We start from the raw sequence: 26,108 nt of genomic DNA, 5'->3' as shown, positions 1-26,108 counted from the left end.
CGGGACAGGACGACCGACCGGAGGGCACGGCGTGGAAGCGCAACGGGGCTGGGCACGACGACTGGCCGCCTACGCATGGCGGCACCCCAGGGACGTCGTCCTCGCGCTCGGGTCCTCCCTGGCCGGCATGGCCGTCATGGCGCTGGTCCCGCTGATCACCAAGGTCATCATCGACGACGTGATCGACGCCAGGACCCGGGACATGTCCGTCTGGGCAGGTCTCCTCATCGGCGCCGCGCTCGTCGTCTACGTCCTGACGTACGTCCGCCGCTACTACGGCGGACGGCTCGCCCTGGACGTCCAGCACGACCTGCGCACCGAGATGTACGGCACGATCACCCGCCTCGACGGGCGACGGCAGGACGAACTCTCCACGGGGCAGGTCGTCGGGCGGGCCACCAGTGACCTCCAGCTCATCCAGAGCCTGCTGTTCATGCTGCCCATGACCATCGGGAACATCCTGCTCTTCCTGATATCCCTGGTCATCATGGCCTGGCTGTCGCCGGTGCTGACCCTCGTCGCCCTCGCCGTCGCCCCCGCCCTCTGGATCATCGCCCGCCGCAGCCGCACCCGTCTGCACCCCGCCACCTGGTACGCGCAGGCCCAGGCGGCGGCCGTCGCGGGCGTCGTGGACGGCTCCGTCAGCGGCGTGCGCGTGGTGAAGGGCTTCGGGCAGGAGGACCAGGAGACGGGCAAGCTCCGCGAGGTGGGCCGCAGGCTCTTCGCCGGACGGCTGCGCACCATCCGGCTGAACGCCACCTACACCCCGGCCCTCCAGGCCGTGCCGGCCCTCGGCCAGGTCGCCATGCTCGCCCTCGGCGGCTGGCTCGCGGTGCGCGGACACATCACCCTCGGCACCTTCGTCGCCTTCTCCACCTACCTCGCGCAACTGGTCGGCCCGGTGCGGATGCTCGCCATGGTCCTCACCGTCGGCCAGCAGGCCCGCGCCGGCACCGAACGCGTCCTGGAACTGATCGACACCGAGCCGTCGATCGAGGACGGCGCCAAGGACCTCCCCGGCGACGCCCCCGCCACCGTCGAGTTCGACGACGTGTCCTTCGGCTACTCCCCCGACCGGCCCGTCCTGGACGGCCTGTCCCTGGAGATCCGGGCCGGTGAGACCCTCGCCGTCGTCGGCGCCTCCGGCTCCGGCAAGTCCACGGTCTCCCTGCTCCTGCCGCGCTTCTACGACGTCAACCGGGGCGCGGTGCTCATCGGCGGCCACGACGTGCGCGAACTGACCCAGGACTCGCTGCGCGCCGCGATCGGCCTGGTGCCCGAGGACTCCTTCCTCTTCTCCGACACCGTGCGCAGCAACATCGCCTACGGCCGCCCCGGGGCGGGCGACGAGGAGATCGAGGCCGCCGCGCGGGCCGCCCGGGCCCACGGCTTCATCAGCGAACTGCCCCAGGGCTACGACACCCGGGTCGGAGAGCACGGGCTCACCCTCTCCGGCGGCCAGCGCCAGCGGGTCGCGCTTGCCCGCGCCCTGCTCACCGACCCCAGGCTGCTGGTCCTCGACGACGCCACCTCCGCCGTGGACGCCCGGGTCGAGCACGAGATCCACGAGGTGCTCCGCGAGGTCATGCGGGACCGCACCACCCTGCTCATCGCGCACCGCCGCTCCACCCTGAACCTCGCGGACCGCATCGCCGTCCTCGACCGGGGCCGTCTCGCGGCCCTCGGCACCCACGAGGAACTCCAGGAGCACTCCGCGCTCTACCGGCGGCTGCTCACCGACCCCGAGGAACTGGGCGCCGTGTCGCCCGGCCACCCCCGGCCCGCCGCGCCCACCGAGGACACCTCGGTGAGGGACGAACTGGAGGCGGAGTTCGACGCCGAGCGCGGGGTCACCCCCCGGCTGTGGACCGGTGAACGGCAGCCCAGGGACCCGGCCCTCGCCGGCACCCCGGCCACGCCCGCGCTGCTCGCCCAGGTGGAGGCCCTGCCCCCGGCGGACGACACCCCCGAGGTGGACGAGGCGCAGGCGGTGCGGCCGGAGATCTCCTACGGACTGCGGCGCCTGCTGCGCGGCTTCGGCGCCCCCCTGCTGATCAGCCTCGCCCTGGTCGCCGTCGACGCGGGCGCCGGGCTGCTGCTGCCGGTGCTGATCCGGCACGGCATCGACCAGGGCGTCAGCCGGCTCGCGCTCGGCGCGGTCTGGGCCGCCTCGCTGCTGGCCCTGTTCGCCGTGCTCGCCCAGTGGGTCGCGCAGACCGGCGAGATCCGGATGACCGGCCGCACCGGCGAACGCATCCTGTACGCCCTGCGCCTGAAGATCTTCGCGCAGCTCCAGCGGCTCGGCCTGGACTACTACGAGCGCGAGCTGACCGGCCGCATCATGACCCGGATGACGACGGACGTGGACGCCCTGTCGACGTTCCTCCAGACGGGCCTGGTCACGGCCTTCGTCTCGGTGGTCACCTTCTTCGGCATCCTGGTCGCGCTGCTGGTCATCGACGTGCAGCTCGCCCTGGTGGTCTTCGTGACCCTGCCGCCGCTGATCGTCGCCACGTACTACTTCCGCCGGGCCAGCGTGAAGGCGTACGAGCTGGCCCGGGAGCGGGTCTCGGTGGTCAACGCCGACCTCCAGGAGTCGGTGGCCGGGCTGCGGATCGTGCAGGCCTTCCGGCGCGAGCGGGACGGTGCGGACCGCTTCACCGAGCGCAGCGACGGCTACCGCCGGGCCCGTATCCGCGGCCAGTGGCTCATCTCGGTCTATTTCCCGTTCGTGCAGCTCCTGGCGTCGGCCGCGGCGGCGGCCGTGCTGATCGTGGGCGCCCGGCGGATCGACGACGCGACGCTGACGACCGGCGCGCTGGTGGCGTACCTGCTCTACATCGACCTGTTCTTCGCGCCGGTCCAGCAGCTCTCCCAGGTCTTCGACGGCTACCAGCAGGCCTCCGTCTCGCTGGGCCGCATCCAGGAACTCCTGCGCGAACCGGCCTCCACCCGGGTCCCCGGGAAGCCGCTCGGCGTGCCGGAGCTGCGCGGGGACATCGCCTTCGAGAACGTGAGCTTCAGCTACGGCGACGAGGAGGAGGCCCTCAGCGGGGTCGACCTGCGCATACCGGCCGGGCAGACCGTGGCGTTCGTCGGGGAGACCGGCGCGGGCAAGTCGACCCTGGTCAAGCTGGTCGCCCGGTTCTACGACCCGACCGGCGGCCGGGTCACCGCCGACGGCCGGGACCTGCGCACCCTCGACCTGACCGCCTACCGGCACCGGCTGGGCGTCGTCCCGCAGGAGGCCTACCTCTTCCCGGGCACGCTGCGCGACGCCATCGCCTACGGCCGTCCCGAGGCAACCGACGCCGAGGTGGAGGCGGCGGCCCGGGCGGTCGGCGCGCACGAGATGATCGCCACCCTGGAGGGCGGCTACCTGCACGAGGTCGCCGAACGCGGACGCAACCTGTCCGCCGGGCAGCGGCAGCTCATCGCGCTGGCCCGCGCCGAGCTGGTCGACCCGGACGTGCTGCTCCTGGACGAGGCGACGGCCGCCCTCGACCTGGCCACCGAGGCCCAGGTCAACCAGGCCACCGACCGGCTCGCGGGCCGCCGCACCACCCTGGTCGTCGCCCACCGGCTGACCACCGCGGCCCGCGCCGACCGGGTCGTCGTGATGGACCGCGGGCGGGTCGCCGAGGACGGCACCCACGACGAGCTGCTCGCCCTCGACGGACGGTACGCCCGGCTGTGGCGGACCTTCACCGGAGCGTCCGGACCGGGGGAGACGGTCGGCGCGGTCCGGTAGCCCCCGGGGGACCGGGGGCAACCATGCGGCCGGGCCGCGCGTCCGTACAGGCGTACGCCGGGGAACGTCGTCGCGCGTACGGAGGGGCGGTCGTGGTGGGAGGGACCGGCATACGCGGGCTGCTGGTGTTCGGCACGGCGGTGCTGACGGCGGCCGGGCTGCTCACCGTCGCCGCGCCGGGGGAGGCGCGGGCACGGGGGGCGGTCTGCGCGGGGCGCACGGTCCGCACCCTGCCGTTCGGCACCGGAACGGTCGTGGTGCACCGGCGCGGCGGCTATGTGTGCGCCTTCACCGTCCCGAAGCGGCCCGGGGCGGCGCGGTGGATGACGGTCGGCGTGCAGGCGCGCGGCGGGCGCCCCGTGGTCGACGCGGGACGGTACGCACACCGGGCCGGGCCGGTGACCGTGCACGCGGGGCAGCGCTGCGTGCGGCTGAGGGGGAGCGTCGGCGCGGGATCGGTCGATTCCGGCTGGATCCTGTGCTGAACCGCCGCCGGTCTCCCTGGTGCGGGGGCACCCGGCTCCGATAGCTTCCGGCGCACATCCCTACACAGGAGGATGCATGCGCAAGGCGCTCAGATGGCTGCTGGCCCTGGCGATGCTCATGGGCACCGTCGGCACGGCGGGGGCGGCGACCGCCGCCGAGCCGGAGGCCACCGACATCAAGGACCGGCTCCTCGCCGTACCGGGCATGAGCCTGATCGAGGAGAAGCCCTACCCGGGCTACCGCTTCTTCGTACTGAACTACACCCAGCCCGTCGACCACCGGAACCCGTCCCGGGGCACCTTCCAGCAGCGGATCACCGTGCTGCACAAGGACACCGCCCGCCCGACGGTCTTCTACACCAGCGGCTACGACGTCTCCACCGCGCCCCGCCGCAGCGAGCCGGCGCAGATCGTGGACGGCAACCAGATCTCCCTGGAGTACCGCTTCTTCACCCCGTCCCGGCCCTCGCCGGCCGACTGGACCACGCTGGACATCCGGCAGGCCGCCGACGACCAGCACCGCGTGTTCGCCGCCCTGAAACCGCTCTACCCCCGCAACTGGATCGCCACCGGCGGCTCCAAGGGCGGCATGACCGCGACCTACTACGAGCGCTTCCACCCCGGGGACATGGACGGCGTCGTCGCCTACGTCGCCCCCAACGACGTGGTGAACAGGGAGGACTCGGCCTACGACCGCTTCCTCGCCCGGGTCGGCACCGTGGAGTGCCGCGACCGGCTGAACGCCGTGCAGCGCGAGGCGCTGGTGCGCAGGGCGCCGCTGGAGAAGAAGTACGCCGAGGTGGCCGCCGCGAAGGGGTACACCTTCGGGACCACCGGCAGCCTGGACCGCTCCTACGAGGCCGTCGTCCTGGACTACGTCTGGAGCTTCTGGCAGTACAGCACCCCGCAGGACTGCGCCGCCGTCCCGGCCGACGCCCGCACCGCCGGCGACGACGAGATCTGGGCGACCCTCGACGCGGTCTCCGGCTTCTCCGCCTACACCGACCAGAGCCTCGCCACCTACACGCCGTACTACTACCAGGCGGGCACCCAACTCGGGTCGCCGACGATCCGCTTCCCGCACATCGAGAAGAGGTACGTGCGCTACGGCTACCAGCCGCCGCGCACCTTCGTGCCCCGGTCGATCCCGATGCGGTTCCAGCCGTCGGCGATGCGGGACGTCGACACCTGGGTCCGGCACCACGCCCGGGGGATGCTGTTCGTGTACGGCGAGAACGACCCCTGGGGCGCCGAGCCGTTCCGCCTCGGCGCCGGGGCGCGCGACGCGTACGTCATGACCGCGCCCGGCATGAACCACGGCGCCCGGGTCGCGGGACTGACGCCGGACGAGCGGACGCTCGCCACCGCGCGGATCCTGGACTGGGCGGGTGTCGCCCCCGCCGCCGTCCGGGCCGACCCGTCGGCCGCGAGGCCGCTGGCGTCCTTCGACGCGAAGCTGGACCGGCCCGACCCGCGGCGCGGACCGGGGCCGCGCCTGTAGCGGCCCGCCGTGCCCGGCCGCCGCGGCCTTGCCGCGCCGGCCGGGCACGGCCCGCGACGGCCGGCGCGGGAAGGCCGCGACGGCCGTCCGGTCCTCCGCGTCCGGCCGGTCCGGGCGCCGCTCCCGGCCGCCCGGCTCCGCGTCCGGTCCGCGCCGCGGCCGCCGGAGGCTATCCCCGGTAGGACAGGCCGTGTCCGACGGGGAGGAGCACCGCCGACGGATCGTCCGCCCGCACCACCGGCACGGGCAGCCGCCCGCGCGGCCGGACCCGCCCGGCGATCACCCGGGCCGCCGCCCGGACCTCGACGTCCGTCCAGGAGTAGGCGGCCAGCACGGCCGGAACGCCCGGCAGATGGGCCACGTCGTAGGGGTTGCGGACGGCGACCGCGATCACCGGCCGCCCGGTGGCGAGAAGCCGCTCGACCAGGGTCCGCTGGGCGCTGCCCGCGGTGACGTTGTAGGTGGTGACGACCACCGCGTCCGCGTCGCCCGCCGCCGCGGCCGCCCGCTCGACGAGGGCGGTGGTGGGGGCGGTGCCGGTGGACAAAGCGGTGGTGGTGAACCCGAGGTCCGCCAGCGCCCCGGCGAGGACGGCGGTGGGCGGGCCGGTGGTGCCCGACGGGGAGGCCGGATCGGCGCCGACGACGAGCAGCCGCCGGTGCTCGCGGCGGGACAGCGGCAGCAGGCCCCGCTCGTTGACGAGCAGCGTGGTGGTCCGCTCCGCGATCCGGTCGGCCGCCGCCAGGTGCGCGCGGGTGCCCACGACACGGTCCACCTCGCGGTCGCTGGTGTACGGGTCGTCGAAGAGGCCGAGCCCGGCCTTGAGCCGCAGGATGCGCAGGATCGATTCGTCGAGCCGTTCCTCCGTCAGTTCGCCGTCGTGCACCGCCTGGAGCACCGCGTTCCAGGCGAGGTCCAGGTCCGGCGGGTTGAGGAGCTGGTCGACGCCCGCCTTCAGGGCCAGCACGGGCACCCGCCGGTCGCCGTACTTGGTCCGTACGCCCTCCATGCCGAGGGAGTCGGTGACGACGACACCGTCGTAGCCCAGTTCCCCGCGCAGGATGCCGGTGAGGATGGGGTGGGAGAGGGTGGCCGGGTCGCCGGAGCCGTCGAGCGCCGGGACCATCAGATGGGCCGTCATGACGGAGCCGATGCCGGCCGCGACGGCCGCGCGGAACGGCGGCGCGTCCAGCCGCTCCCACTCCTCGCGGCTGTGGGTGATGACGGGGAAGCCGGTGTGGCTGTCGGTGGCGGTGTCCCCGTGCCCGGGGAAGTGCTTGGCGCAGGCGGCGACGCCGGAGCCCTGGTAGCCCCTCACCTCGGCGGCCACCAGGCCGGAGACGGCCTCCGGGTCGGAGCCGAGGGAGCGGACGCCGATGACGGGGTTGGCCGGGTTGACGTTCACGTCGGCGACCGGGGCGTAGTCCTGGCGGATGCCCAGCGCGCGCAGCTCGGCACCGGCGAGCCGGCCGAGGGTACGGGCGTCGGACCGCGAGCCCCCGGCGCCGACGGCCATGGCGCCGGGGAAGAGCGTGGCGGGCCGTCCCACGCGGGCCACGATCCCGTGTTCCTGGTCGGTGGAGATCAGCACCGGCAGACCGCGCGGCAGGCCGAGCGAGGCCCGCTGGATCCCGTTGGACAGGTCGGCGGTCTGGTGCGGGTCGCGGGTGTTGTGCGCCCAGGCGAAGTAGATGATGCCGCCGACCCGGTACCTGGCGATCAGTTCGGCGGCGGTGCGGACGCCGGTCTCCCTGAGGTTGGCGTCGATGTCGGCCTGGTCGGGGGCGGTGGCGGAGTGGCCGTAGACCCGCGTCACGAAGAGCTGGCCGACCTTCTCCTCCGGCGTCATGCGGGAGACGAGCGCGCGCAGCGCCCGGTCGTCGGGGCGCCGGGGCCCGGCGTGGGCGGTGCCGCCGGCGGCGAGGACCGCGGCGGCGCCCGCGGTGGCGGCGAGGACGGTGCGTCTGGAGGGCGGGGCGGTGCTTCCCGGGCCGGCCGTGCTGCTGTGGTGCACGTGCGCTCCTTCCGGAGTGATCCGTGGGGGAATCGCTGGAGCTGCTGAAGGAAACTGCCGAGGTGTCACCAATATCCGGGAAGTTTTCGCCAGTCAAGGGACCGCACGGCGCGCGGCGCGGGCCTCCGGACGGCCCGGCGCGCCCGCTCAGCCGGCGGGGCGGCCGGCCGCGCGGGGCCAGTGGGCGCGCAGGGTGCGGACGGTCTCCGCGATGGCCGGACGGCGGGCGGCGCCCTCGCGCCAGAGGGCGTACAGGTGCCGCTGGGGCATCGGGTCGAGCGGCACCTCCACCACCCCGGCGGGCAGCGGGCCCCGGCCCAGCCGGGGGATGAGGGCGATCCCCAGCCCGGCGGCGACCAGCGCGACCAGGGTCGGGTTCTCGTCCGCCCGGTGGACGATGTCCGGCTCGCACCCGGCCTCCCGCAGGGTCCGCACCAGCCAGTCGTGGCACACCCGGCCGGGCGGCTGGCAGATCCACCGCTCCCCGGCCAGTTCCTCCCGCCGCACCGGGCCCCGTCCCGCGAAGCGGTGCCCCTCGGGGACCAGGAGGTCGCAGAGGTCGTCGCCGATCCACGCCTGTTCCACCCCGGCCGGGGCGGGCAGCGGGGCGATGTCCCAGCCGTGCGCCACGACCAGGTCGACGGCGCCCTTCGCCACCAGGTCCACCGAGAGGTGGGGGTCGACCTCGGTGAGCCGGGTGTCCAGCGCCGGATGACGGGCCGCCAGCTCGGCCAGCACCCCCGGCATCAGCCCGCGCGCCGCCGACGGGAACGCGGCGACGGCCAGCCGCCCCTCCGGCACCCCGCGGCCCGCCTCCAACTCGGTCTCGGCGCGCTCCACGATGGCCAGCAGTTCGCGCGCCGTGCGGGCCAGCCGCCACGCCTCGTCGGTGAGCCGGACCCCGCGGCCCTCCCGCTCCAGCAGGACGGTCCGGGTCTCCCGCTCCAGCTTGGCGATCTGCTGGGAGACGGCGGACGGGGTGAAGCCCAGCGCGGCGGCCGCGGCGCCGACGCTGCCGTGCACGGACACCGCGTGCAGGGCGCGCAGCCGTTGCAGATCGAGCATGCCGTTCCTCCTCGCCACCGGTTAGCGCCGCTTCATCCAACCATGCAGCAATCTTCGCTGGTGCTTCACGGTCGGGGCGGTGATCCTCGACGTATGCGACCCTCCCACCTGCTCCTCGGCGTGCTCGTCGCCGTCCTCTGGGGCGTGAACTTCACCGTCATCGAGATCGGCCTCGACCACTTCCCCCCGCTGCTCTTCTCCGCGCTGCGCTTCCTGGTGGCGGCCGTCCCCGCGGTGTTCCTGGTGGGCCGCCCGAGGGTGGCGTGGAAGTGGATCGCGGGGGTGGGGCTGGCGCTGGGGGTGGCCAAGTTCGGCCTGCTGTTCGTCGGCATGGACATGGGTATGCCGGCCGGGCTGTCCTCGCTGGTGCTCCAGGTGCAGGCCGTGTTCACGGCGGTGTTCGCCGCCGGGTTCCTGGGCGAGCGGCCCTCCCCGGTGCGGGCGGCGGGCATGGTGGTCGCACTGGCCGGGATCGGGGTGGCGGCGGTCGACGAGGGCGCCTCGGGTCCCCTGGGCGGCTTCCTGATGGTGGTCGCGGCGGCGGCCGCCTGGGGGGTGTCCAACGTCCTCACCCGCCGGGCCGCGCCACCCGACGCGCTGAACTTCATGGTGTGGGTCTCCACCGTCCCCGTGCTGCCGCTGCTGGTCCTCTCGCTGCTGGCCGAGGGCCCCGCCGAGGACCTCGCGGCCCTGCGCGCCCTGGATCCGGCGGGTGTCGGCGCGCTGCTCTACGTGGCCTGGGGCGCCACCGTCCTCGGCTTCGGCGCCTGGGGCTGGCTGCTGCGCCGTCACCCCGCCTCCACGGTCGCGCCGTTCTCGCTGCTCGTCCCCGTCTTCGGCATGCTCTCGGCGGCCGTGTTCCTCGACGAGGCGGTGACGCCGCTGCGGTGGTGCGCCGCGGCCCTGCTGGTGGGCGGCGTGGCGCTGACGTCGGTGGTCCCCGGGCGGCGCGGCGGACGCGCGGCGGCGCCATCCGGCGCGGCCCCGCGGTCCGGACCGGCCCCGCAGCCCGCCGTGGCCCCGCAGCCCGCGGCGGCGCCGTCCGCTGCGGCCCCGCGGCCCGGACCGGCCGGGTCGCCCGCGCCCCCGTCCGCACACTCGTCGGACATGACCGATATAGGTGAATCACGCATATAACAACCTACTAGTGTGCATAAAACGTTCACTCTTTTGCCGCGCATCCGTATGAGGCGGCCCGGCGTTAGGGGGAGCATGACCACACACACAGGGGGAGAGCGGCAGGGCGAGCCAGCCCGCGCGCGGGCCACCGACAGGGAACGGTCCGTCTCCTCGCAAGCCGAGTGACGAGCTCGTGCACAGCGAAGAACCGGACTACGGCCCCGGCTTCCACGCCTCCCACCCCGAGCCGTATCCGGGCCCGTACACCCGCCCCCAGCCCGACCCCTACTCCAGCCCCTACGCCCGCCCGTACGCCCCCGACACCGGTCCCGGCCGCCATCGCGCCCCCGCCGGCGACTTCGGTCCGCCACTGGACCCGGGCCTGTCCTGGGACCCGGCGGAGGAACTGGCGTTCATGCTCCAGGACGCCATGGGGGAGCGGGCCCCGAAGGCCGCCCCCCACCCGGAGCCCCCGCCCGCCCCGGCGCCCCCGCCGCCGCGTCGCGGCACCCCGCTGGAGAACCTCCAGGAGATCACCGCCAGCCTGCCCCGCCTGCGCGCCGGAACCGCCCGCGGCGCCGCCCGGAGCAGCGGACACCGCAAGGTCCGGGAGCGCCGCCGCCCCCGGGGGCGGGACGCGGCCAGCTATCTCATCGCCGCCGCCATCGCCGTCATCACCTCGGCGGTGAGCCTCTTCGGGGGACTCGTCGCCTACGGCCCCCTCCGCTTCATCGCCCTGACCCGGCTCCAGACCGACGCCGTCTCCTGGTGGCCGCTGCTGGTCTACGGGCCCTGGCTGGCGGCCTCGCTCTCCGTGCTGCGGGCGGCGCTGCACCACCGGCGGGCCGTGCACTCGTGGTGCGCGGTGCTGGCCTTCTCGCTGATCGCGATGTTCCTGTGCGTGGCCGCCCAGACGCCCACCACCGTCATGGACGTCACCGCCGCCGCCCTGCCCGGCCTCGCCTCCCTGACCTGCTTCCAGCAACTGGTCCGGCAGATCACGCTGACCCGCCCGCCCCGCCGCCCCAAGCGCCGCCACCGGGTCCGCGCGGCGCGCCCGCAGCCCCCCGGCCCGGCACCGAGGACGACCGGCGGCACCCGGATCGGCCGGCCGGGTGCCGGCGGGTCCGCGGGGTCCGGCGGGTCCGGCGGCGGGCCGGACCGGCGGAACCCGGGGGCGGCCTCCCTCACCTACGCGATCAGCGACACCCGCCCGCTGCGCACCCCCCGCCCGACCGGCCCGTTCCCGCAGCCCCGAGGCTCCGGCTCCCTCAGGCCGACTCGGTGAGCAGCCGGGCCAGATGACGGCGGCCCCCGTCCAGCAGACCGGACAGCGGGGCCGCCGACCCGTACCACCGCTTCTCGTACTCCCAGCACAGCCAGCCGTCCCACTCCTGACGGGACAGCACCTCCACGCACTCGGCCAGCGGCAGCACCCCCGCCCCGAGCGGCAGCGGGGCCGTGTCCTCGGCGGAGGCGATGTCCTTGACCCGCACGTAGCCGAGGTACGGGGAGAGGGCCGCGAAGGACTCGACCGGCTGCTCACCGCCCAGCCAGGTGTGCATCACGTCCCACAGCGCGCCGACCTGCCGGTGCCCGACCAGCCCCAGGACGCGCATCGCGTCGGCGCCGGTGGGGTGCGAGTCATGGGTCTCCAGCAGGATGCGCACCCCCGCGTCGGTGGCGTGCCCGGCGGCGGTGCCCAGCCGCCGGGCGGCCGTCGCGTCCGCCTCCCCGGGCGGCAGACCGGCCCCGCCGGGCAGCACCCGGACGTACGGGGCGCCCAGGTCGTGGGCCAGGTCGACCAGGGCGCGGACCTCGTCGATCACGGCACCGTCGGCGCCCGGCGCGGCGACCCGCGCGTACCCCGTCAGACCGGGCACCTCCAGGCCCGCCGCACCGAACGCGGCCACCACGCCGGCCCGTTCGCCGGGGGTGAGGCCGGGGTGGACCGGCTCCTCGGGGTGGGCGCGCAGTTCGACGCCGTGGTACCCGTGGGCCGTCGCGAGCGACAGCACATCGGTGAGCGGCAGTCCGGGCAGTCCGAGGGTGGAGAACGCCAGCTTCATGCCGGGGGACCCTACCCGCCGTACGCCCGCTCACTCCGTACGCCACTCAGGGCGCCCCGGTGAGCCGCCACCGGACGGGGCGGCTCACCGGGGCGCGCCGCCCCGTCCGGCCCCAGTTCGGCCGCCGTCGGGTAGGACGCCTGCGCGCCCGCGCGGGTGACGGCGACCGCCCCGACCCGGGCCGCGTGGGCCGCCGCGACGGGGAGCGGGTCGCCGGCGCCGAGCCGCCAGGCCAGCGCCGCCGTGAACGCGTCGCCCGCGCCGGTGGTGTCCACCGCGTCCACCCGCACGGCGGGGATCCGGTGCACCTCCCCGGCCGCCGACGCCGTCAGCGCGCCCTCGGCCCCGAGCGTGACGACCACCGAGCGCGGCCCCGTGGCCAGCAGGCCCCGGGCCCACTCCTGCGGCCCGCCGCCCGCCCGGCCCGCGCCGAGGAGGACCCGCGCCTCGTGCTCGTTGACGACCAGTGGGTCGCAGGCCGCCAGGACCTCCGGCGGCAGCGGCCGGGGCGGCGACGGGTTCAGCACGAAGCGGCCGCCCGGCGCCAGCCCCCGGACCACCTCCGCGACGGTCTCCGGCGGGATCTCCAGCTGCGCCGACACCACCCGGGAGGCCCGCAGGAGGCCCCCGGCGGCCCGGACGTCCTCGGGGGCCAGCCGCCCGTTGGCGCCCGGCGACACCACGATGCTGTTGTCCCCGGACGGATCGACGGTGATCAGCGCGACACCGGTCGGCGCCCCGCCCGTCAGCACCCCGGACGTGTCCACCCCGGCCGCCCGCAGGGAGCCGAGCAGCAGCCGCCCGTGGCCGTCGTCGCCCACCCGGGCCAGCAGCGCGGTGCGCGCGCCGAGCCGGGCGGCGGCCACGGCCTGGTTGGCGCCCTTGCCGCCCGGGTGGACCGCCAGGTCGGAGCCGAGCACCGTCTCCCCGGCGCCCGGCCGCCGTTCGACGCCGATCACCAGATCGGCGTTGGCCGACCCCACGACCAGCAGGTCGTAGTCGTACATGAGCCCCTCCTCGTCCCCGCGGTCCCCGCGCGGTCCGGCCGCGCGCCTCCCGCCCACCGCGATCCTGCCCCGTCCGGGCCCGCCGATCCGGGGGAACGCGCGGCCCGGGGGACCTCCGGTCCCCCGGGACCCTCTCGTGACGCGTGAACACTTCGGCCCGAAGTGTTCACGCATTTTCCGACCGCCCTCCCCGCCGACGTCCGGGCCCCGCCGCCTCCGGGCGGGGAAAGCACCGGTCCCCGCCCGTGATGTCACCGGCCACCGGTACCGTCGGGCCATGTCCAACCAGCCCGCAGCGGCCCCGGGCGAGCGCCGGCTCGCCGTCCTCGAAGGCGTCCTGGAGCGCGTCACCTACGCCAACGAGGAGAACGGCTACACCGTCGCCCGGGTGGACACCGGCCGGGGCGCGGGCGACCTGCTCACGGTCGTCGGGGCGCTGCTCGGGGCTCAGGTGGGGGAGTCCCTGCGGATGGAGGGCCGCTGGGGCTCGCACCCGCAATACGGCAAGCAGTTCCACGTGGAGAACTACACGACCGTCCTGCCGGCCACCGTCCAGGGCATCCGCCGCTACCTCGGCTCCGGTCTGGTCAAGGGCATCGGGCCGGTCTTCGCGGACCGCATCACCCAGCACTTCGGGGTGGACACGCTCACCGTGATCGAGGAGGAGCCCAAGCGGCTCATCGAGGTCCCCGGGCTCGGCCCCAAGCGGACGAGGCGGATCGCGGAGGCGTGGGAGGAGCAGAAGGCGATCAAGGAGGTGATGCTGTTCCTCCAGACCGTCGAGGTGTCGACGTCGATCGCGGTGCGGATCTACAAGAAGTACGGGGACGCCTCCATCTCCGTGGTCCGGGACCAGCCCTACCGCCTCGCCGCCGACGTCTGGGGCATCGGCTTCCTCACCGCCGACCGGATCGCCCGGTCCGTCGGCATCCCGCACGACAGCCCGGACCGGGTGCGGGCCGGGCTCCAGTACGCGCTCTCGCAGGCCACCGACCAGGGCCACTGCTACCTCCCCGAGGAACGGCTGATCTCGGACGCGGTGAAGCTGCTCCAGGTGGACACCGGCCTGGTCATCGAGTGCCTGGCCGACCTGGCCGCCGCCCCGGAGGGGGAGGATCCCGGGGCGGTGCGGGAGCGGGTGCCCGGCCCGGACGGCGGGGACCCGGTCACCGCCGTCTACCTCGTCCCCTTCCACCGCGCCGAACTCTCCCTGTCCGCCCAGCTCACCCGGCTGCTGCGGACCGAGGAGGACCGGCTGCCCGCCTTCCGCGACGTGGACTGGGACAAGGCGCTCGCCTGGCTGAAGGTCCGTACCGGCACCGATCTCGCCCCCGAGCAGGAGGCCGCCGTACGGCTGGCGCTGACCCGGAAGGTCGCCGTCCTCACCGGCGGTCCCGGCTGCGGCAAGTCCTTCACGGTGCGCTCGATCGTGGAGCTGGCCCGCGCCAGGAGGGCCAAGGTCGTGCTCGCCGCACCGACCGGCCGTGCCGCCAAGCGGCTCGCGGAGCTGACCGGGGCCGAGGCGTCCACCGTGCACCGGCTGCTGGAGCTGAAGCCGGGCGGTGACGCCGCCTACGACCGGGACCGGCCGCTCGACGCCGACCTCGTGGTCGTCGACGAGGCGTCCATGCTCGACCTGCTGCTCGCCAACAAGCTGGTCAAAGCGGTGCCCCCGGGCGCCCATCTCCTCTTCGTCGGGGACGTCGACCAACTCCCCAGCGTCGGGGCGGGCGAGGTGCTCCGGGACCTGCTGGCCGAGGGCGGCCCCGTCCCGGCGGTCCGGCTCACCCGGGTGTTCCGCCAGGCCCAGCAGTCCGGGGTGGTGACCAACGCCCACCGGATCAACGCGGGACAGCATCCGCTCACCGACGGCATGAAGGACTTCTTCCTCTTCGTCGAGGACGACACGGAGGAGGCCGGGCGGCTCACCGTGGACGTGGTGGCCCGTCGCATTCCGGCCAGGTTCGGGCTCGACCCCCGGCGCGACATCCAGGTGCTCGCGCCCATGCACCGGGGCCCGGCCGGGGCCGGCACGCTGAACGGCCTGCTCCAGCAGGCGGTCACCCCGGGCCGCCCCGACCTGCCCGAGAAGCGGTTCGGCGGGCGGGTGTTCCGGGTCGGCGACAAGGTGACCCAGATCCGCAACAACTACGACAAGGGTGAGAACGGCGTCTTCAACGGCACCGTCGGCGTCGTCACCTCCCTCGACCCGGTCGAGCAGCGCCTCACCGTCCGCACCGACGAGGACGAGGAGGTGCCGTACGACTTCGACGAACTGGACGAACTGGCCCACGCCTACGCGGTCACCATCCACCGCTCCCAGGGCAGCGAGTACCCGGCGGTGGTCATCCCCGTGACCACCGGCGCCTGGATGATGCTCCAGCGGAACCTGCTGTACACGGCGGTCACCCGGGCCAAGCGGCTGGTGGTCCTGGTCGGCTCGCGGCGCGCCCTCGGACAGGCGGTGCGCACGGTCTCCGCGGGCCGCCGCTGCACGGCGCTGGACTTCCGGCTCCGCGGCCACTGAACCGGTCCGCGACCGGCCGCCGCACCGCCCTCCGCGACCTCCGTCGCATCGTTCGGGGGGAAATGATCGATCAAATGAGTCGTAAAGGTCACAGTGCCCTTCCAGAAGCAGGAAGGAACGGGCAGGATGGGCAAGTTGGCGGCACTCAGTGCCGCCAATAGGCCCTATGGTCGACCCCGAGTGCACTCTCCTGAGCCAAGTGGGGGATGGTAGAGACAGTCAGGGCACCTCGAAGATGAGGCACTACGTCGGTGAGGGAAGACGTGAGCGACAACTCTGTAGTACTGCGGTACGGCGACGACGAGTACACCTACCCGGTGATCGACAGCACCGTCGGCGACAAGGGCTTCGACATCGGGAAGCTCCGCGCCCAGACCGGTCTGGTGACGCTGGACAGCGGATACGGGAACACCGCCGCCTACAAATCCGCGATTACGTACCTGGACGGCGAGGGCGGCATCCTCCGCTACCGCGGCTACCCGATCGAGCAGCTCGCCGAGCGCTCCTCCTTCGTGGAGGTCGCCTACCTGCTGATCAACGGTGAGCTGCCGACCGTCGACGAGCTCGCCGCGTTCAAGGGCGAGATCACGCAGCACACCCTGCTGCACGAGGACGTCAAGAACTTCTACACGGGCTTCCCGCGCGACGCCCACCCGATGGCGATGCTGTCGTCGGTCGTCTCCGCCCTGTCCACGTTCTACCAGGACAGCCACAACCCGTTCGACGAGCGCCAGCGCAACCTCTCCACCATCCGGCTGCTCGCCAAGCTTCCGACGATCGCGGCCTACGCCTACAAGAAGTCGATCGGCCACCCGTTCGTCTACCCGCGCAACGACCTCGGCTACGTCGAGAACTTCCTGCGCATGACGTTCTCGGTGCCGGCGCAGGAGTACGAGCCCGACCCGATCGTCGTCGCGGCGCTGGACAAGCTGCTCATCCTGCACGCGGACCACGAGCAGAACTGCTCGACCTCCACGGTCCGTCTGGTGGGCTCCTCCCAGGCGAACATGTTCGCCTCGATCTCCGCCGGCATCAACGCGCTGTGGGGCCCGCTGCACGGCGGCGCCAACCAGTCGGTGCTGGAGATGCTGGAGGGCATCCGCGACGCGGGCGGCGACGTCGACTCCTTCATCCGCAAGGTGAAGAACAAGGAGGACGGCGTCCGGCTGATGGGCTTCGGCCACCGGGTCTACAAGAACTTCGACCCGCGCGCCAAGATCATCAAGGCCGCCGCCCACGATGTGCTCTCCGCCCTCGGCAAGTCCGACGAGCTGCTGGACATCGCCCTGAAGCTGGAGGAGCACGCGCTCTCCGACGACTACTTCGTCTCGCGCAGCCTCTACCCGAACGTCGACTTCTACACGGGCCTGATCTACCGGGCCATGGGCTTCCCGACCGAGATGTTCACGGTCCTGTTCGCCCTCGGCCGGCTGCCGGGCTGGATCGCCCAGTGGCACGAGATGATCAAGGAGCCGGGCTCCCGCATCGGCCGCCCGCGCCAGATCTACACGGGGGTCGTCGAGCGCGACTTCCTCCCCGTCGAGGAGCGCTGAGCCCCGCCGCTCACCTCACCGGCGAACCGGGGTCCCGTACCGCACCGCGCGGTACGGGACCTTTCGTCGTGTACGGGGCAGGGGGCGGGCGCGATGGCCGGAACGGAGCGGTGGGCGGTGGGCGCGGGACGCGCGGCGGCGGCACGTCGCGGGACGGTCGCGCGTCCGCGGGGCGGCGGAGGCGCGACGGTGGGCGCGGGCGTACCGGACGCGGACAGCAGAAGGCGCCCCGGCGCCGGTCCCCCCACGGGCCGACGACCAGGGCGCCTTCCCATGTCCCGGTGCGGATTCCCCCCACGGGATCCGGCCGGGCGTCTGTGAGGACAGCGCCTGAATCGCTGTGTCGAGTACGGCGGGCGAACCCGCCGTACTCTTGTGTGCTGCGCGCGTACGGCGATGGTGCGGTCTGCCGGGACAGCGCACCCGGGAGGGCCGCTCAAAGCTTCCCGGTGTACGTGTCCCGGCAACGCAACTCTGGAAGACGTCCCCCAAGACATCTCCAGATGCCGGTTCGCGCCCCCCAAGACGCTCCCCGACATCGCCAACTTAGACCTTCGAACCCCTTCGATGGTTACGTTCGCATCACTGTGATCTGCGTCTCTTGCATATGTCCGTTAAATTCGCAAGACCCCAATACGTCGATCGGGGCCCAGCGTAAGGAAGATGCGCGAGCCTTGTGAAGAGCTTATGTGAGGTCGGTTCCGGACTCCAGGGGTCCCAGGCCACGGATCGGCCTCGGTCTCAGCGGAACGCGCGGAGCCGCAGGCTGTTGGTGACCACGAAGACGGACGAGAACGCCATGGCCGCCCCGGCGATCATCGGGTTCAGCAGCCCCGCCGCGGCCAGCGGCAGCGCGGCCACGTTGTAGCCGAAGGCCCAGACGAGGTTGCCCTTGATCGTGGCGAGGGTCCGCCGGGAGAGCCGGATCGCGTCGGCGGCCACCCGCAGATCGCCCCGGACCAGGGTCAGGTCGCTCGCCTCGATCGCGGCGTCCGTCCCGGTGCCCATGGCCAGGCCCAGGTCGGCGGTGGCGAGCGCGGCGGCGTCGTTGACCCCGTCACCGACCATGGCGACGGTGCGCCCCTCGGCCCGCAGTCGCCGCACGACCTCGACCTTCTCCTCGGGCAGCACCTCCGCGATCACCTCGTCGATGCCGACCTCGGCCGCCACCGCCTCGGCGACGCGCCGGTTGTCACCGGTCAGCAGCACCGGGGTGAGGCCCAGGCGGCGCAGTTCGGCCACCGCCTCGGCGCTGGTCTCCTTGACGGCGTCCGCGACGGCCACGACACCGCGTGCCACCCCGTCCCAGCCGACCACGACGGCCGTACGGCCGTCCCGCTCGGCCCGGTCCGCCGCGCGGGCCACCTCGGGCGGCACCGCCTCGTGCAGCCGTCCCACGGTCACCTCGTGACCCTCCACGCGCCCGCGCACGCCCCGGCCGGGCACGTTGGCGAAGTCCTCGACGGCGGGCAGCGCGCCGACCCGCTCCTCGGCGCCGGCGGCGACCGCGCGGGCCACCGGGTGCTCGGAGGCGTGCTCGACGGCGCCCGCGAACCGCAGCACCTCGCGCTCGTCGGTGCCGTCGGCGGCGTACACCTCGTGCAGGGTCATCCGGCCGGTGGTGACGGTGCCGGTCTTGTCCAGGACGACGGTGTCGGCCCGGCGGGTGGACTCCAGCACCTCGGGGCCCTTGATGAGGATGCCGAGCTGGGCGCCGCGCCCCGTGCCGACCAGCAGCGCCGTGGGCGTCGCGAGGCCCAGGGCGCAGGGGCAGGCGATGATCAGGACGGCGACGGCCGCGGTGAACGCGGCGGCGGTGTCGCCCGTGACGCCCAGCCAGGTGCCGAAGGTGCCGGCGGCGATGAGCAGCACGACGGGCACGAAGATCCCGGAGATCCGGTCGGCGAGCCGCTGCACCTCGGCCTTGCCGCTCTGCGCGTCCTCGACCAGCTTCGCCATCCGGGCGAGCTGGGTGTCGGAGCCGACCCGGGTCGCCTCGACGACCAGCCGGCCCCCGGCGTTGACGGTGGCGCCGGTGACGGTGTCCCCGACGGCCACGTCCACCGGCACCGATTCGCCGGTCAGCAGCGCGGAGTCCACGGCCGAGCGGCCCTCGACGACGGTGCCGTCGGTGGCGATCTTCTCACCGGGCCGGACGACGAAGCGGTCGCCGACGGCCAGCGCGGAGACGGGGACGCGCACTTCCCGCCCGTCCCGCAGGACGGCCACGTCCTTGGCGCCCAGTTCCATCAGCGCCCGCAGCGCGGCACCGGCGCGGCGCTTGGAGCGGGCCTCCATCCAGCGGCCGAGCAGCAGGAAGGCGGTGACACCGGCGGCGGCCTCCAGGTAGATCAGGGAGGAGCCGTCGGTACGGGAGACGGTGAGGTCGAAGCCGTGGCGCATGCCGGGCATCCCGGCGTCCCCGAAGAACAGCGCCCACAGCGACCAGCCGAACGCCGCCAGGGTGCCCAGCGAGATCAGCGTGTCCATGGTGGCCGCGCCGTGCCGGGCGTTGGCCCAGGCGGCACGGTGGAAGGGCAGTCCGCCCCAGACGACCACGGGCGCGGTCAGGGTCAGCGAGAGCCACTGCCAGTTGTCGAACTGGAGCGGCGGGACCATCGCCAGCAGGATGACGGGCAGGGCCAGCAGCCCGGAGACGGTCAGCCGCTGACGCAGGCCGGCCAGCTCGCGGTCGGCCTCCCCGGCCCCGGACCCGGCACCGGGCCCGGACGCCTCCCCGTCGGTGTCCCCGGCGGAGGGGGCGGGCGGGGGAGCGGGCGCGGGCGGCGGTTCGGCCGAGTACCCGGTGCGGACGACGGTGGCGATCAGGTCGTCGACGCCGGTCGACGCCGGGTAGGAGACGCGGGCCTTCTCCGTCGCGTAGTTCACGGTGGCGGTGACGCCGTCCATGCGGTTGAGCTTCTTCTCCACCCGGGCCGCGCAGGAGGCGCAGGTCATGCCCCCGATGCGCAGCTCGACCTCGGCGCGCTCCGGCCCGTCGGCCGGGTCGGTGCCGGGGGTGGCGGGGCCGGCCGGTTTACCTGTGGTGGTCGTCATGCTCACTGCTCCAGACGGCCGACCGGACCGGGGGCGGTGTCCGCGGCCCGGTCGGCGGGGAATGCCGGGTGCGCCGAGGGGCCGGTGCGCCCGGGACGTGCAAGGGGTGCGGGAGGTGCGGTGCCCGCCGCTCAGGCCCGGCCGACCAGCTCGAAGCCGGCCTCGTCCACGGCGGCGCGCACGGACTCGTCGTCGAGCGCGGTCCGCGAGACGACGGTGACCTCGCCCGCGGCGGCGACGGCCTTCACCGAGTCGACGCCGGTGATCTGCGAGATCTCACCGGACACCGCGCCCTCGCAGTGGCCGCAGCTCATGCCGCTCACCTTGTAGACGGTGGTGATGGAGCCCGGGGTGTCGGTCTGGGCGGTCATGTCGTCGCTCCTCGTCGGTGGCGTGCGGGACGGGTACCCCTGGGGCAGGAGGGTCCTGCGGGGGCCCGCACATCTCCACTGTACCCCTAGGGGGTATGGATGCGTGCCCGCCGTACCCCCCGGATTCACGGGTCCCCCGCGAGCCGCCGATGAGGCCCGGACCCCCGGACCCGCGGGACTCCCGCCCCGGCCCGGCCCCGCCTCCCTCGGGCCCGGCCCCGCCCGGCCCCGGCCTGCCCCGTTCGACCCCGGCCCGCCCGGCCCCGGCTCCGCCCGCCCCGCCCTCAGTCGGTCCGCCGCCCCCGGTTGCCCGGCCGCGCCGCCACCCAGGCCCGCACGGTGTCGGCGTACCAGTACGGCTTGCCGGCCTCCACGTGGTCGGGCGCGGGCAGCAGCCCGTGCTTGCGGTACGAGCGCACGGTGTCCGGCTGCACCCGGATGTGGGCCGCGATGTCCTTGTAGCTCCAGAGCCGTCGGTCGGTCACGGGACGCACCTCCCCGCGCGCGCCGCGGCGGCGACCGGGACGGCCGCCGGTGGGAGCCGGGCGCTGCGCTGGCGGTCACCAAGCCTGTGCCGGGCGGGCCGCCGCGCACCGCGGACGGCGCGGACGGTTCCCGGGTGTGACACGGAAACCGCGCGCACGTGACATGTGTGACGCAAAGGGGTTCTTTGTGACACGAGTACCGCAAAGCCGGACGCTCCCTTCCGGGCGCGGCGGGTTGACCCGGCGCCCCCGGGCACCCGACCGGGCGGTACTCGCACCGCCCCGGCACCGCCCCGGCGCCGCGCCGGACGCGCCGGCACCGGTCGTCGCCCCGACCGGCGGCACCCTCCGGCACATGTCCCGGACATGTCCGGCGGATGGCGGCATCATGTCGTCCGAATGTCCGGACAAAACGTTGACAGAGGAGGTGAGCGCCGCTAGAAACCGGGGAAGACCCAAGGACGGGTACGAAGGGGAACGCGATGGCGCACGACCTGAACGCCGCGGTGCCGCCGCGCGCCGCGGGCGCGCCACTCGCCCCGCCCCCTCCGCCACCCGTCGTCCCGGGCCGTCCCGACGGGACCCGGCGGCGCCGCCGGTCCGCCGGTGCGCCGAGGCCCGGACCCGGAACGCCTCCGGTGCGGGAGGCCGCTTCGCCCTGGCAGGAGCGAAGTGCGAGCGCCGACTCCCCGCCCGCCCCGGCCCCGCGCCGGAGGTCTCGGGTCCGACCCGACCGGATACGCACGGCCGGCACCCCCGCACCTGTCTACGCGGCGGCCCGAACCGCGGACACCGTGTCGGGCCCGCGCCGGGGCCGACGGCTGCCGGGATGGACCCCCGGCCCCCGCCGCGGCCCGGCGCCCGCCGGCCCCGGCGGGTGAGCCGTGCGAACGGCACGTCCCGTCCCGTCGCCGCCCTCTGCGAAGGAGTTCTCGGTCATGACGAAGATCGTCAACCACTGGATCGGCGGCAGGACCGTCGAAGGCGCCTCGGGCAGATTCGGACCGGTGACCGATCCGGCGACCGGTGAGGTCACCACCGAGGTCGCGTTGGCCTCGGTGGACGAGGTGGACGCGGCGGTCGCCGCCGCGAAGGCGGCCTTCCCGGCCTGGGGCGGCTCCTCGCTGGCCCGCCGGACCGCCGTCCTCTTCAGGTTCCGCGCGCTGCTGGACGCCCACCGCGACGAGATCGCCGCCCTGATCACCGCCGAGCACGGCAAGGTGCACTCCGACGCGCTCGGCGAGGTGGCGCGCGGCCTGGAGGTCGTCGACCTGGCCTGCGGCATCGGCGTCCAGCTCAAGGGCGAGGTGTCCACCGAGGTGGCCGGCCGCGTCGACGTGGCCTCGATCCGGCAGCCGCTCGGCGTCGTCGCGGGCATCACCCCGTTCAACTTCCCGGCCATGGTGCCGATGTGGATGTTCCCGCTGGCCATCGCCTGCGGCAACACCTTCGTCCTCAAGCCCAGCGAGAAGGACCCGTCGGCCGCCAACCGGATCGCGGAGCTGCTCCGCGAGGCCGGGCTGCCGGACGGCGTCCTCAACGTCGTCCACGGCGACCGGACGGCCGTGGACCGCCTGCTGGAGCACCCCGACGTGCGGGCCGTCTCGTTCGTCGGCTCGACCCCCGTCGCCCGCCACATCCACACCACCGCCGCCGCCCACGGCAAGCGGGTGCAGGCCCTCGGCGGCGCCAAGAACCACATGCTGGTGCTGCCGGACGCCGACCTGGACGCGGCGGCGGACGCCGCCGTCTCGGCGGCCTACGGCTCGGCGGGCGAGCGCTGCATGGCCGTCTCGGTGGTCGTCGCCGTCGGCTCCGTCGGGGACGAACTGGTGGAGCGCATCCGCGAGCGCGCCGAGAAGATCGTCATCGGCCCCGGCGACGACCCGGCCTCCGAGATGGGCCCGCTGATCACCCGGGCCCACCGCGACCGGGTCGCCTCCTACGTGGCGGGCGCGGCGGCCGAGGGCTGCGAGGTCGTCCTGGACGGCACCGGCCACACCGTCGAGGGCCGCGAGGGCGGCCACTGGATCGGCGTCTCCCTGCTCGACCGGGTGCCGACGACCGCGAGCGCGTACCGGGACGAGATCTTCGGCCCGGTCCTGTGCGTGCTGCGCGCGGAGACGTACGAGGAGGGGCTGGCGCTCATCAACGCCTCGCCGTACGGCAACGGCACGGCGGTCTTCACCCGGGACGGCGGCGCGGCCCGCCGCTTCCAGCTGGAGGTGGAGGCCGGGATGGTCGGGGTGAACGTGCCGATCCCGGTACCGGTGGGCTACCACTCCTTCGGCGGCTGGAAGGACTCGCTGTTCGGCGCCCACCACGTCTACGGCAACGACGGCACGCACTTCTACACCCGCGGGAAGGTCGTCACCACCCGCTGGCCGGACCCGGCCGACGCCCCGGCCGGTGTCGACCTGGGCTTCCCCCGCAACCACTGACGCGCCGCCCGGCGCCCCGTCCCGCCCGAGCGCGGCGGGGCACCGCCGTGCCCGGGCGCCCCGCGCGGGCCCCGGCCGCCCGCCGGGATCCCCCGGCACGGCGAAGGGGCGGCCCCGCCGGGAGATCCCGGCGGAACCGCCCCCGGCGGTGTCCGTCAGCCCTGGCCGTTGGTCGACAGGATCGAGACGTCCTCCAGCAGGTGCGCCAGCGCGCCGTCGCGCTTGGCCTGCGTGGAGTTCTCGGTGCACTGCTGGTTCAGGTCGTCCGACAGGATCGGGATGTCCTGGATCGGAACCAGTCCCACGACGCTGACCGGGATGTCGCTCACCGCGATGCAGGGCTTGTTGAACGAGCCCTGGATGAGCGCCATCTGCGGGCTCATGTTGCCGTACGTCGCGGAGTTGCCGAAGTACTGCGCCGCGGCGTTGCCGTTGGCCACGTTCGGGCCGCTGTCGTCGCCGATCGCCATAGCCTGCGGGGCCGCGGCAGCGGAGGCACCCATGACGGAGGCGGCGATCGCGGCGTAGGCGACAACCTTCTTGATCATTTGGCCGGTCCTTTCTGAAGAAACCCCGTCCACCGGAGCCCCCTGGTCAACTCCGCGGGGCCGTACGGGTTTCTCCCGTTCACTCCGTCGGTCGACAACGGGAAATCTGTGCGGGTCGCCGCGGGTGCCCGGATTCCCCCGGAATTCCAGGATTTCTGTGCGCCCGTACAGGGCCAACCGGGTGAACGCCCGCAACCATTCACCCCGCGCCCTGTTGATCTGGCCGTAGGACAGTGCGTCGCTACGAGGAAAGGAACCGAAGTGCTCAAGAAGGCTATGGTCGCCGCGGCGGCCGCCGCTTCTGTGATCGGCATGTCGGCGGCAGCCGCCCCCCAGGCGTTCGCCATCGGGGACGACAGCGGACCGAACGTGGCCAACGGCAACGGCGCCGTGTCGTCGTTCGGCAACGCGTCCACCGAGGGTGACATGAGCCCCCAGCTCTCCCTGGTCGAGGGCTCGCTGAACAAGCCGTGCCTGGGCGTCGAGGAAGTCAACGCCGCCGTCATCAACCTGGTCCCGATCCAGGACGTCAACCTCCTGTCGGACGACCTGAACCAGCAGTGCTCGGACAACTCCACGCAGGCCAAGCGGGACGGTGCGCTGTCGCACATCCTCGAGGACCTGTCGGTGCTGTCGGCGAACGGCCAGGCCTGAGCCGTATCCGGACCGGTCCGGACGGCCCGCTGACTTCCGCGCGGGCCGTCCGGTCGTCTCCGGGGCGGGTCCCCGCTGGGTGAGCGGGGCGCCCCCGTCGCTCTTCTGGTCGTACGGTCATACCGGTTCATGAGGCATCCGAGTGAATTCAGGGGCGTCCCACGTTCCGGAGTTTCTCCGGCCGTCAATTCCTCGTTTGCAGGCTGCTGGTCATGGTGCGAGCCGTCAATGCTGTGCTCGCGCGGTTTCGGCCGTCAATCAGGCATGACCGCAGAGAAGGGAAAGTTCATGAAGAAGAGCGCTGCTGTCGTCGCGGGCGCGATCATGGCCCTCGGCATGGCCACCCCGGCCTTCGCCGACGCGGGTGCCGAAGGTGCTGCCGTCGGTTCCCCGGGTGTTCTGTCGGGCAACGTCATCCAGGTTCCCGTGCACGTTCCCATCAACGTGTGCGGCAACAGCATCAGCGTGATCGGTCTGCTCAACCCGGCCTTCGGCAACGTGTGCGTGAACGACTGACGTCGTTCCCCACCGGCCGCCGGGCTGGACCACGGCCGGCCCCTGGCCAACTCGCTTGGTGAGGGGCCGGCCTTTTCCCCTTTTCGCAGCCTGCCCGTCACCCACCTCATCAAGCAGGAAGACAACTAGAGTGCGACAAACCCTGAGCAGGGGGATGATCGCGGCGGCCGCCGCGACGACTGTCCTGTCCCTGTGCGGCAACCCCGCCTTCGCCGACTCCGGTGCGGAGGGGGCGGCCATCAACTCGCCGGGCGTGCTGTCCGGCAACACCATCCAGGTGCCGGTCCACATCCCGGTCAACGTCTGCGGCAACACGGTCGACGTGGCCGCCGCGCTGAACCCGGCCTTCGGCAACGCCTGCGCCAACGTCTCCGACGGGCGGTCCGAGGACAAGGGCTCCGCCGCCCACGGCGAGGAGCACGGCTCCGAGGGCGAGGGCTACGGTTCGGACGACGAGGGCTCCGAGGAGGGGGCCCGCGGCTCCGCCGACCGGGGCGCGACCGCCGCCGCCGGTGACGACGACCGAAGCGGCGGCGCAACGGCCGAGGGCGCCGCCGCCGGGTCGCCCGGGGTCGCCTCCGGGAACACCGCTCAGGTACCGGTCGAGGTCCCGGTGAACGTCTGCGGCAACACGGTCGACGTGATCGCCGCGCTGAACCCGGCCTTCGGCAACTCCTGCGAGAACGAGTCCGGTTACGGCGAGGAGAAGCCGTCGTACGGCGAGGAGAAGCCGTCGTACGGGGAGGAGGAGCCGCCCTCCTACGGCGAGGACAAGCCCTCGTACGGAGAGAAGGAGAAGCCCTCGTACGGTGAGGAGGAGCCGCCTTCCTACGGGGAGGAGCCGCCGTCCTACGGGGAGAAGGAGCCGTCCTCGTACGGCGAGGAGCCGCCTTCCTACGGTGAGGAGGAGCCTCCGTCCTACGGTGAGGAGGAGCCTCCTTCGTA

Annotated in this window: 19 protein-coding genes and 1 pseudogene; 12 read left to right on the top strand and 8 right to left on the bottom strand. The window is 73.8% G+C overall.

Annotated features, from left to right (window positions below; translation table 11 throughout):
• Positions 1-31: 31 nt before the first annotated feature.
• From ACZ7LB_RS06710 to ACZ7LB_RS06700, 3 genes are all read left to right on the top strand, one after another.
• Complete coding sequence (locus tag ACZ7LB_RS06710; protein ID WP_471465731.1) at positions 32-3,751, top strand: ABC transporter ATP-binding protein; 3,720 nt, start codon at positions 32-34, stop codon at positions 3,749-3,751.
• A gap of 95 nt (positions 3,752-3,846) precedes the next feature.
• Positions 3,847-4,236, top strand: coding sequence for a hypothetical protein (locus ACZ7LB_RS06705; RefSeq protein ID WP_471466057.1), 390 nt, complete (start codon positions 3,847-3,849; stop codon positions 4,234-4,236).
• 76 nt (positions 4,237-4,312) lie between these two features.
• Positions 4,313-5,737 (top strand): S28 family serine protease, encoded by a 1,425-nt coding sequence (locus ACZ7LB_RS06700; RefSeq protein WP_471465730.1) that lies wholly within the window; start codon positions 4,313-4,315, stop codon positions 5,735-5,737.
• 169 nt (positions 5,738-5,906) lie between these two features.
• Here ACZ7LB_RS06700 and ACZ7LB_RS06695 read toward each other — a convergent pair whose 3' ends face one another.
• A complete protein-coding gene (locus ACZ7LB_RS06695; RefSeq protein ID WP_471465728.1) occupies positions 5,907-7,751 on the bottom strand; it encodes a glycoside hydrolase family 3 protein in 1,845 nt (614 codons plus the stop codon).
• Between the two features lie 147 nt (positions 7,752-7,898).
• A complete protein-coding gene (locus ACZ7LB_RS06690) occupies positions 7,899-8,816 on the bottom strand; it encodes a LysR family transcriptional regulator (RefSeq protein ID WP_471465727.1) in 918 nt (305 codons plus the stop codon).
• A 93-nt stretch (positions 8,817-8,909) separates the two neighbouring features.
• On the opposite strand from ACZ7LB_RS06690, the gene ACZ7LB_RS06685 reads away from it, so the two are divergent.
• Positions 8,910-9,953, top strand: coding sequence for an EamA family transporter (locus tag ACZ7LB_RS06685; RefSeq protein ID WP_471465725.1), 1,044 nt, complete (start codon positions 8,910-8,912; stop codon positions 9,951-9,953).
• 175 nt (positions 9,954-10,128) lie between these two features.
• Positions 10,129-11,223 carry a DUF2637 domain-containing protein gene (locus ACZ7LB_RS06680; RefSeq protein WP_471465724.1) on the top strand — a complete coding sequence of 365 codons (1,095 nt, stop codon included), beginning with the start codon at positions 10,129-10,131 and terminating at the stop codon, positions 11,221-11,223.
• Here ACZ7LB_RS06680 and ACZ7LB_RS06675 read toward each other — a convergent pair.
• Positions 11,207-12,004: a sugar phosphate isomerase/epimerase family protein gene (locus tag ACZ7LB_RS06675; RefSeq protein WP_471465722.1), complete on the bottom strand. Its 798-nt coding sequence runs from the start codon at positions 12,002-12,004 to the stop codon at positions 11,207-11,209. The two genes, ACZ7LB_RS06680 and ACZ7LB_RS06675, sit on opposite strands and share 17 nt — an antisense overlap.
• Before the next feature lie 11 nt (positions 12,005-12,015).
• Positions 12,016-13,011 carry a ribokinase gene (locus tag ACZ7LB_RS06670; protein ID WP_471465720.1) on the bottom strand — a complete coding sequence of 332 codons (996 nt, stop codon included), beginning with the start codon at positions 13,009-13,011 and terminating at the stop codon, positions 12,016-12,018.
• Positions 13,012-13,288: 277 nt separating this feature from the next.
• On the opposite strand from ACZ7LB_RS06670, the gene recD2 reads away from it, so the two are divergent.
• Both recD2 and ACZ7LB_RS06660 read left to right on the top strand, forming a co-directional pair.
• Positions 13,289-15,538: an SF1B family DNA helicase RecD2 gene (gene recD2 / locus ACZ7LB_RS06665; RefSeq protein WP_471465718.1), complete on the top strand. Its 2,250-nt coding sequence runs from the start codon at positions 13,289-13,291 to the stop codon at positions 15,536-15,538.
• Between the two features lie 263 nt (positions 15,539-15,801).
• A complete protein-coding gene (locus tag ACZ7LB_RS06660) occupies positions 15,802-17,091 on the top strand; it encodes a citrate synthase (RefSeq protein WP_161225861.1) in 1,290 nt (429 codons plus the stop codon).
• Between the two features lie 741 nt (positions 17,092-17,832).
• Here the strand turns inward: ACZ7LB_RS06660 and ACZ7LB_RS06655 are convergent.
• The 3 genes from ACZ7LB_RS06655 to ACZ7LB_RS06645 all read right to left on the bottom strand — a co-directional run bounded on the left by ACZ7LB_RS06655 (position 17,833) and on the right by ACZ7LB_RS06645 (position 21,004).
• Positions 17,833-20,148 carry a heavy metal translocating P-type ATPase gene (locus tag ACZ7LB_RS06655; protein WP_471465716.1) on the bottom strand — a complete coding sequence of 772 codons (2,316 nt, stop codon included), beginning with the start codon at positions 20,146-20,148 and terminating at the stop codon, positions 17,833-17,835.
• A 131-nt stretch (positions 20,149-20,279) separates the two neighbouring features.
• A complete protein-coding gene (locus tag ACZ7LB_RS06650; protein ID WP_161225863.1) occupies positions 20,280-20,519 on the bottom strand; it encodes a heavy-metal-associated domain-containing protein in 240 nt (79 codons plus the stop codon).
• Between the two features lie 284 nt (positions 20,520-20,803).
• Complete coding sequence (locus ACZ7LB_RS06645) at positions 20,804-21,004, bottom strand: helix-turn-helix transcriptional regulator (protein WP_161225864.1); 201 nt, start codon at positions 21,002-21,004, stop codon at positions 20,804-20,806.
• A gap of 613 nt (positions 21,005-21,617) precedes the next feature.
• Between ACZ7LB_RS06645 and ACZ7LB_RS06640 the strand changes: the two are divergent.
• Together ACZ7LB_RS06640 and mmsA are read left to right on the top strand one after the other, a co-directional pair.
• Positions 21,618-21,722: pseudogene (locus tag ACZ7LB_RS06640) on the top strand (5-deoxy-glucuronate isomerase); the annotation flags it as partial.
• Between the two features lie 220 nt (positions 21,723-21,942).
• Positions 21,943-23,445, top strand: a complete 1,503-nt coding sequence (gene mmsA, locus ACZ7LB_RS06635; RefSeq protein WP_471465714.1) for a CoA-acylating methylmalonate-semialdehyde dehydrogenase — start codon at positions 21,943-21,945, stop codon at positions 23,443-23,445.
• Between the two features lie 155 nt (positions 23,446-23,600).
• Here the strand turns inward: mmsA and rdlB are convergent, their stop codons facing one another.
• Complete coding sequence (gene rdlB, locus ACZ7LB_RS06630; protein ID WP_161225866.1) at positions 23,601-23,993, bottom strand: rodlin RdlB; 393 nt, start codon at positions 23,991-23,993, stop codon at positions 23,601-23,603.
• Between the two features lie 261 nt (positions 23,994-24,254).
• Between rdlB and rdlA the strand changes: the two genes are divergently transcribed.
• From rdlA to ACZ7LB_RS06615, 3 genes are all read left to right on the top strand, one after another.
• Positions 24,255-24,647, top strand: coding sequence for a rodlin RdlA (gene rdlA, locus ACZ7LB_RS06625; protein ID WP_471465712.1), 393 nt, complete (start codon positions 24,255-24,257; stop codon positions 24,645-24,647).
• Between the two features lie 288 nt (positions 24,648-24,935).
• A complete protein-coding gene (gene chpD, locus ACZ7LB_RS06620; protein ID WP_471466055.1) occupies positions 24,936-25,163 on the top strand; it encodes a chaplin ChpD in 228 nt (75 codons plus the stop codon).
• A gap of 154 nt (positions 25,164-25,317) precedes the next feature.
• The coding region (locus ACZ7LB_RS06615) for a chaplin (RefSeq protein ID WP_471466054.1) at positions 25,318-26,108 on the top strand (791 nt) is incomplete at its 3' end.

This window comes from Streptomyces sp. NPDC107521, assembly GCF_055598485.1.
The sequence above is the reverse complement of the archived record's forward strand: the minus strand, read 5'-3'. Positions and strand labels throughout refer to the sequence as shown.

Coding starts and splice junctions, on each gene's coding strand:
- ACZ7LB_RS06700 (WP_471465730.1), top strand. CDS start 4,313: ATGCGCAAGGCGCTCAGATGGCTGCTGGCCCTGGCGATGCTCATGGGC.
- ACZ7LB_RS06690 (WP_471465727.1), bottom strand. CDS start 8,816: ATGCTCGATCTGCAACGGCTGCGCGCCCTGCACGCGGTGTCCGTGCAC.
- ACZ7LB_RS06685 (WP_471465725.1), top strand. CDS start 8,910: ATGCGACCCTCCCACCTGCTCCTCGGCGTGCTCGTCGCCGTCCTCTGG.
- ACZ7LB_RS06675 (WP_471465722.1), bottom strand. CDS start 12,004: ATGAAGCTGGCGTTCTCCACCCTCGGACTGCCCGGACTGCCGCTCACC.
- ACZ7LB_RS06670 (WP_471465720.1), bottom strand. CDS start 13,011: ATGTACGACTACGACCTGCTGGTCGTGGGGTCGGCCAACGCCGATCTG.
- recD2 (WP_471465718.1), top strand. CDS start 13,289: ATGTCCAACCAGCCCGCAGCGGCCCCGGGCGAGCGCCGGCTCGCCGTC.
- ACZ7LB_RS06655 (WP_471465716.1), bottom strand. CDS start 20,148: ATGACGACCACCACAGGTAAACCGGCCGGCCCCGCCACCCCCGGCACC.
- ACZ7LB_RS06650 (WP_161225863.1), bottom strand. CDS start 20,519: ATGACCGCCCAGACCGACACCCCGGGCTCCATCACCACCGTCTACAAG.
- mmsA (WP_471465714.1), top strand. CDS start 21,943: ATGACGAAGATCGTCAACCACTGGATCGGCGGCAGGACCGTCGAAGGC.
- rdlB (WP_161225866.1), bottom strand. CDS start 23,993: ATGATCAAGAAGGTTGTCGCCTACGCCGCGATCGCCGCCTCCGTCATG.
- chpD (WP_471466055.1), top strand. CDS start 24,936: ATGAAGAAGAGCGCTGCTGTCGTCGCGGGCGCGATCATGGCCCTCGGC.